Here is a 6,129-nt window from a genome sequence, read left to right as displayed (position 1 = left end):
ACGTACTATTGTTTATATTGAAGCGAATGTTACTATGAGGAGCCGTATGCGGGAAAGCCGCACGTACGGATCTGTGAGGGGCTAAGATTGAGAGGTCTTAGTCTACTCGACTGTATAATTGAAAAAATGAAAAACGCATAGACAACTGTGTCTATTAGTGAAAATACGACATTTCTCGCTTTGTGTCGTGTTATTTGCAGATAACAGATTCTATATTTGATGATGAAAGGAGGAGTTGAGGTGGACCAAGTAAAAATCGGGAATTTTTTAAAAAAACTTCGCAAAGAAAAAGGCATTACACAGGAGCAGTTGGCAGAAATATTAAATGTCTCTGGAAGGACCGTATCCAGATGGGAAACCGGAGTTTCCCATAGTTAAAGATACCACACCAAATATGATGAACCCACGCTTATACACTACCAGCTATAATAAACCGCAAGGACAGCAATTTGATGATACTGCTGTCCTTTCTTTTATAAAATTGCAGTACACATAAAAAAGCTGTAAAATGATAAATATATTTGTCCTTGTAACAATTCTCGGACATTTGCCTGTTATACTATCTGCAAAAAGCAAAGGAAGTGAGAATATGGAGCAGATTTTAATTGTCGAGGACGACAGTTTTTTGAATAAGATGTTAGACTATAACCTGACCGCAGACGGCTACGGCGTGACTTCTGCCCTAAATGCCAGAACCGCAGCCGAAGCCATCCGCCAGCGGGAATTTGATTTAGTGCTGCTGGACATCAACCTGCCGGACGGGAACGGTTTTGAACTGTGCAAGCTGATAAAGCCCCAGCACCCGGACACCATCGTAATATTCCTGACCGCCAACGATCAGGAGAGCGACCAGATACGGGGCTATGAGGTGGGCGCGGTGGACTACATCACAAAGCCCTTTGTAATCGGGGCCTTGCAGCGGAAGATCAAAGCCATGTTCGCCATGCTGGAACACCACAAACCGGCTAAGGACATTTACGATGACGGACGGCTGTTTCTGGACTTCTCGGAGCAGACGGCTTCCCTAAACGGCAAGCCCCTGACCCTATCCCCGATGGAGTACAAAATGCTGAACCTGTTTCGTAAAAATCCCCGGCAAGTGCTGACCCGTGGGCAGCTTTTGGAAAAGCTGTGGGATATAGACGAGAGGTTTGTAGACGAACACACCCTGACAACCTCCATCAGCCGGATTCGCAGCAAGATCGAATCCGACGGCGGCGCACCCTACATCAAGACTGTTTACGGCATGGGCTATCAATGGACGGGAGGCGAGGCAAAATGAAGGTTCAAAACCTCTCGGTAAAGCGGCTGTTTGGCCGGGTGGCAATAGGGCTTGTCCTCTCCATGTCCGGGATCACCATAGTCCTGTTTTTTGTGACAAAACAGACGGCGGTGCTGCTGACAGGCGGGGCGCTGCTGCTGTGTGCCCTTGTGGGGATTTTCGTACTGACGCAGGCGTTTGGAAAGCGGCTGTCGCAGTTTACCGCTGACCTGTGCCAGACCTTAGACCACATGATCGCCGGGAATGAAGCGCCCCAGCGCCCAGAGGACAGCGAAACCCAGCTTGCCAGAATTGGGCACCGTCTGGCAAGGCTCTACCAGATCATGCAGGAGAACCGCCGCCGGGTGGACGAGGAACGGCAGGAGTTACAGACCCTTGTATCGGATATTTCCCATCAGGTGAAAACGCCGGTAAGCAATCTGAAAATGGCGACGGACACCCTGCTGGAAAAGCCTATGGCCGAGGCAGAGCGCACCGACTTTATCCGGGGAATCCGCAGCCAGACGGATAAGCTGGACTTTCTCTTTCAGGCCCTTGTGAAAACCTCCCGTCTGGAAACAGGCGTGATCCAGTTGGATAAGAAACCGGGCCGCCTCTTTGATACTGTGGCGCAGGCCATGAGTGGGATCGTGTATGCAGCGGAGAAAAAGGAAATCGCTGTGTCCGTGGACTGCCCGGAGGATTTGACCGTTTCCCATGACAGCAAGTGGACATCCGAAGCCCTCTTTAACCTGCTGGACAATGCGGTGAAATACACCCCGGCGGGCGGAAAAATCGCTGTGTCGGTGGTGCTATGGGAAATGTATGTGGAGATTAAAGTAACCGACACCGGCAAGGGCATTTCCGAAAGCAATCAGGCCGCTATCTTCCGGCGCTTTTATCGTGAGGAAGAAGTACACGAACAGCAGGGCGTTGGCATTGGCCTGTATCTGGCCCGCGAGATCGTAACGCGGCAGGGCGGCTATATCAAAGTGGTTTCGGAGCCGGGCAAGGGTTCGGAATTTTCCATTATGCTGCCTACAAAATAGAACGCGGCGGACGGCCATTTCCGGCTGCCCGCCGTAAATTTTTTTGAAATGTCCGAGCGTTGTAACATTTCACCCCGATTTTCAATGAAATTTTTTGGCCGCTGTAACATTTCGCGGACATTTGGGGTTTACAATACCCTTATCAAATATGGAGGTGATACAACTATGACATGGCCTTTTGAGAACGATACCAGCGCCATTGTAAAGAAATTAGCAAAACGCAATGTATCTTCAAATCGTATTTTTTGCTTTTTTAATGTTTTGACCATTGCGCTGGCAATTAGTTTGATTGTGGGAATCTCCTTATTCCAACAAGGCAGCAAAATTAGTGAACAAAAGATTTTGAATCAAATGCAGCAAGCTACCATCGGGGGGCTTACAGCAGAACAGATAGAAGTTCTGAAAAAAGAACCTGATCTTGAAGATATTGTACCCTATAAGCATAGTGATAGTTTTCTGATGGATGGGATCAAATTTGAAGCGGTTTATATGCCGACTGGTTTTGGAATTATAAAATCCTATGAATTAGTCAGTGGAACCTGTCCAGAACAGTACAATGAAATTGTAATTGATAAAAATGTGCAATTAGAACTGGGGTATCAGCTAAATATAGGAGATACCATCACTTTACCAACGGCAGGGAGTAAAACAGAGGATTTCATCATTACTGGTTTTACTGATAATGTGGAAACAGGAACATTTTACTTTTATGTCTCCCCAGCGTATGCAGAACAGGGTGTGTTATTATCTGATATTCCATATAGTGCCTTGATTCGTGTAAATGGTGCCACGGAAATGGGACTTATTGATTTTGAGAATACAGTATATCGTCTGGCTTTATCCCAAGACATAAGCAGGAACCAGCTTTATTTTAATAGCAAATTCTGTTCCTCACTTATCAGTGGATCAGGAATGGGAGGTGTTCTTTTAGCTACTCTTTTTATTGCATTTTCAAGCGGAATTGTCATATACAGTGTGTTCTACCTTTCGGTATCAAATCAAGTGTCGCAGATTGGACAGCTCAAAACTATTGGCATGACAGAAAAACAAATTAAGCGGATGATTCGTAAAGAGGGGTATCGTTTCTGCCTGTTCGGAATACCTGCCGGTATTACAGTAGGTATCATATTTGCATATTTGTTAGAGCCGAATGGAATAACGATTATCAATGCCATAGCCACAAGTATTTTCGCAATAATATTAGGCATTATCATCGTACAAATTTCCGTATACAAGCCCGCACAAATAGCTTCAAATATTTCCCCTATTGAAGCAACAAAATATGTTGGAAACAATCCAGAACTAAAAGAAAGTAGAGTGCGGAACAGGAAAAATCATATTCGTCTCTCACCGTATTCTTTAGCCGTATTGAGCGAAAAGCAGAATCGAAAAAAACACAATCTGACGATTGCCTCGCTTGCAATCGGCGGGATTTTATTTATGGTTGGAGCCACTTTTATATCATCATGGAATCCAGATTCCTTTGCAAGAATGGGGAATTTGGAAGATGGAGAATATTATATTACGATTAACCACAATACATTAGTCAATCCGAAACCGTATGGTATTTCGGAGTATCAAGTTGATACGCCTTTTTCACAGGAACTCATGGAAGAATTGCAACAAATCCCGGAAGTTAAAGAGATTTATGCTACGGAGAGAACCGCAGCCATTATTGAGTATCACAATGAACAATTAGAAATTCCCATTATTCCGATTACGCCTGATAATCAGGAAGAAATTTTGAAAACGCTTCCTGTTGATTGGACATACGAAACATTGGTGAAACAAGACGCTATGGTTATATTAGGAACAAGTGTACAGAAAGAAGTCTATCATGCTTGCCCGTCAATAGGAGAAAAAGTGACATTACGATGGTTTGATGGGGCTGAACACAGCATAGATATTTTGATTGCCGGTACTTCCGAAAAAAGTATGAATGAGGGCTTTTATCTCCCCAAAGAAACCATAGAAAAGTTGTGGGGCGATATGGATTTAACAGCTTCCTTAACTTTGTCCGTACCTGAATATGAAAAAGTGGGTAAATCAGTAGAAAGCAAATTAAATAATATACTGTCCCGACACCCTGATTTGGTAATGGAAACCTTACAAGAGGTAAAAGCATCTTCGGCAAATACGATTCATAATACCAGCGTACAAGTTTATGGAGTATCTGCCTTTGTCATTATGTTTAGCATTTTTAATCTGACAAACACCTTGATTAGTCGTATCAGTACAAGGAGAAAAGAATTTGGAATATTGGAATCTATCGGTATGACAAAAAAGCAGCTAAAGAAAATGCTGCTGCATGAAAGTGTCTTACTGATTATTCCATGCTTGATTATTACGGTTGTGGTAGGAACCTTGATAGGGTATTTGTTAGTACGGATATTGTCTGCGAATGGATTAACTTATTTTCAATATGCTTTTCCTTTTATTCCATTACTGATTTACGGTGTCTGCTTAATAATAACACCTATTATAATTTCTGCTATCTGTCTAAAAATTCAATGCAGAAATTCGTTGGTGGAACGGATCAAAATGGCAGACTGATTTTGAAATGTCCGAGTGTTGTAACATTTCACCCCGATTTTCAATGAAATTTTTTGGCCGCTGTAACATTTCGCGGACATTTGGGTTTTACAATGACCTTATCAACAAAAGTGAGGAGGCGACGCAATGGAACTGACCCCGACCTTGATTTTGAATCTGGCGCTGCTGATCGTCCAGCCCGTTGCCCTTGTGCTGGTATTCCGGCAATGGCTGGCCCGGCACATCCGCTGGACGGTTGCCTTGACTGCTCTCTGTGATGTTCTCCTGTTTTGGGATGAACTGTTCTACTATGAGAGCTTCGGCCTGTTTGCTGTGCTGATTCTGGTACAGTTGGCGGCCACCGGCGCAGCAGCGTTCCGCATTTACAACAAACAAAGAAAGGATTGAATTTTATGAGCATTTTACAGACTATCGACCTGAAAAAGTATTACGGCACAGAGCCGAATATCACCCGCGCCCTTGACGGCGTGAACTTCTCCGTAAATGACGGCGAGTTTGTGGCCGTTGTGGGAACCTCCGGCAGCGGCAAGTCTACCCTGCTTCACATGATGGGCGGACTGGACACCCCTACTTCCGGCAATGTGATTGTCCGGGACAAAGAGCTGTCGAAAATGAATGACGAACAGCTCACCATCTTCCGCCGCCGCAACATCGGCTTTATCTTCCAGAACTATAACCTTGTTCCCATCCTGAATGTGTATGAGAACATTGTCCTGCCGGTGGAGCTGGACGGGGACACGGTGGATCAGAAGTTTTTGGACGAGATCGTTCACCTGCTGGGGCTGGAAGATAAACTGAAAAATATGCCGAACAATCTTTCCGGCGGACAGCAACAGCGTGTGGCGATTGCCCGCGCCCTGATTACCAAACCGGCTATTGTGCTGGCCGACGAGCCGACCGGCAACCTTGACAGTAAGACCAGTGCCGAGGTGCTGGGGCTTATCAAGCGCACCAGTGCGGAGTTCCGGCAAACTGTCGTGATGATTACCCACAACAACGACATTGCCCGTCTTGCAGATCGGATTGTCCGCATTGAGGATGGCAAGATTGTGGAATAAGGAGGTGGCAGGCTATGACATGGCCTTTTGAAAATGATACCAGCGCCATTACAAAGAAGCTGGCAAAGAAAAGTTTGCAAAGCGAGAAGCGCCGGAATCTGATGGTAGTGATCGCTGTTGCGCTGGCGGCGTTTCTGATCTGCTTTACGGGAATTGTATCTACTTCCCTGACACAAATGCAGCGCAATCAGGTTGTTGATACTTATGA

The 6,129-nt window shown here is 45.2% G+C and carries 6 protein-coding genes and 1 pseudogene; all 7 read left to right on the top strand.

The window, feature by feature from the left end:
* Nucleotides 1-240: 240 nt before the first annotated feature.
* A pseudogene (locus EAI83_RS16765) lies at nt 241-363 on the top strand (helix-turn-helix transcriptional regulator); the annotation flags it as partial.
* A 226-nt stretch (nt 364-589) separates the two neighbouring features.
* Complete coding sequence (locus tag EAI83_RS16760) at nt 590-1,282, top strand: response regulator transcription factor (protein ID WP_035394423.1); 693 nt, start codon at nt 590-592, stop codon at nt 1,280-1,282.
* The gene (locus EAI83_RS16755) at nt 1,279-2,310 is read left to right on the top strand and encodes a sensor histidine kinase (RefSeq protein ID WP_129976260.1); all 1,032 of its coding nucleotides are present in this window, start codon (nt 1,279-1,281) and stop codon (nt 2,308-2,310) included. Before EAI83_RS16760 ends, EAI83_RS16755 begins: the two co-directional genes overlap by 4 nt.
* 165 nt (nt 2,311-2,475) lie before the next feature.
* Nucleotides 2,476-4,863, top strand: coding sequence for an ABC transporter permease (locus tag EAI83_RS16750; RefSeq protein WP_035300449.1), 2,388 nt, complete (start codon nt 2,476-2,478; stop codon nt 4,861-4,863).
* A gap of 126 nt (nt 4,864-4,989) precedes the next feature.
* On the top strand, nt 4,990-5,250 hold the full coding sequence (locus EAI83_RS16745) for a hypothetical protein (RefSeq protein WP_129900489.1): 261 nt from the start codon (nt 4,990-4,992) through the stop codon (nt 5,248-5,250).
* 5 nt (nt 5,251-5,255) lie between these two features.
* Complete coding sequence (locus EAI83_RS16740; protein ID WP_071422048.1) at nt 5,256-5,921, top strand: ABC transporter ATP-binding protein; 666 nt, start codon at nt 5,256-5,258, stop codon at nt 5,919-5,921.
* A 14-nt stretch (nt 5,922-5,935) separates the two neighbouring features.
* Nucleotides 5,936-6,129: hypothetical protein (locus EAI83_RS16735; RefSeq protein ID WP_129976258.1), on the top strand; the 194-nt coding region annotated here is incomplete at its 3' end.

It is taken from the genome of Blautia sp. aa_0143 (assembly GCF_004167315.1).
GTDB classification, from domain to species: Bacteria; Bacillota; Clostridia; order Lachnospirales; family Lachnospiraceae; genus Blautia_A; species Blautia_A fusiformis.
The sequence above is the reverse complement of the archived record's forward strand: the minus strand, read 5'-3'. Positions and strand labels throughout refer to the sequence as shown.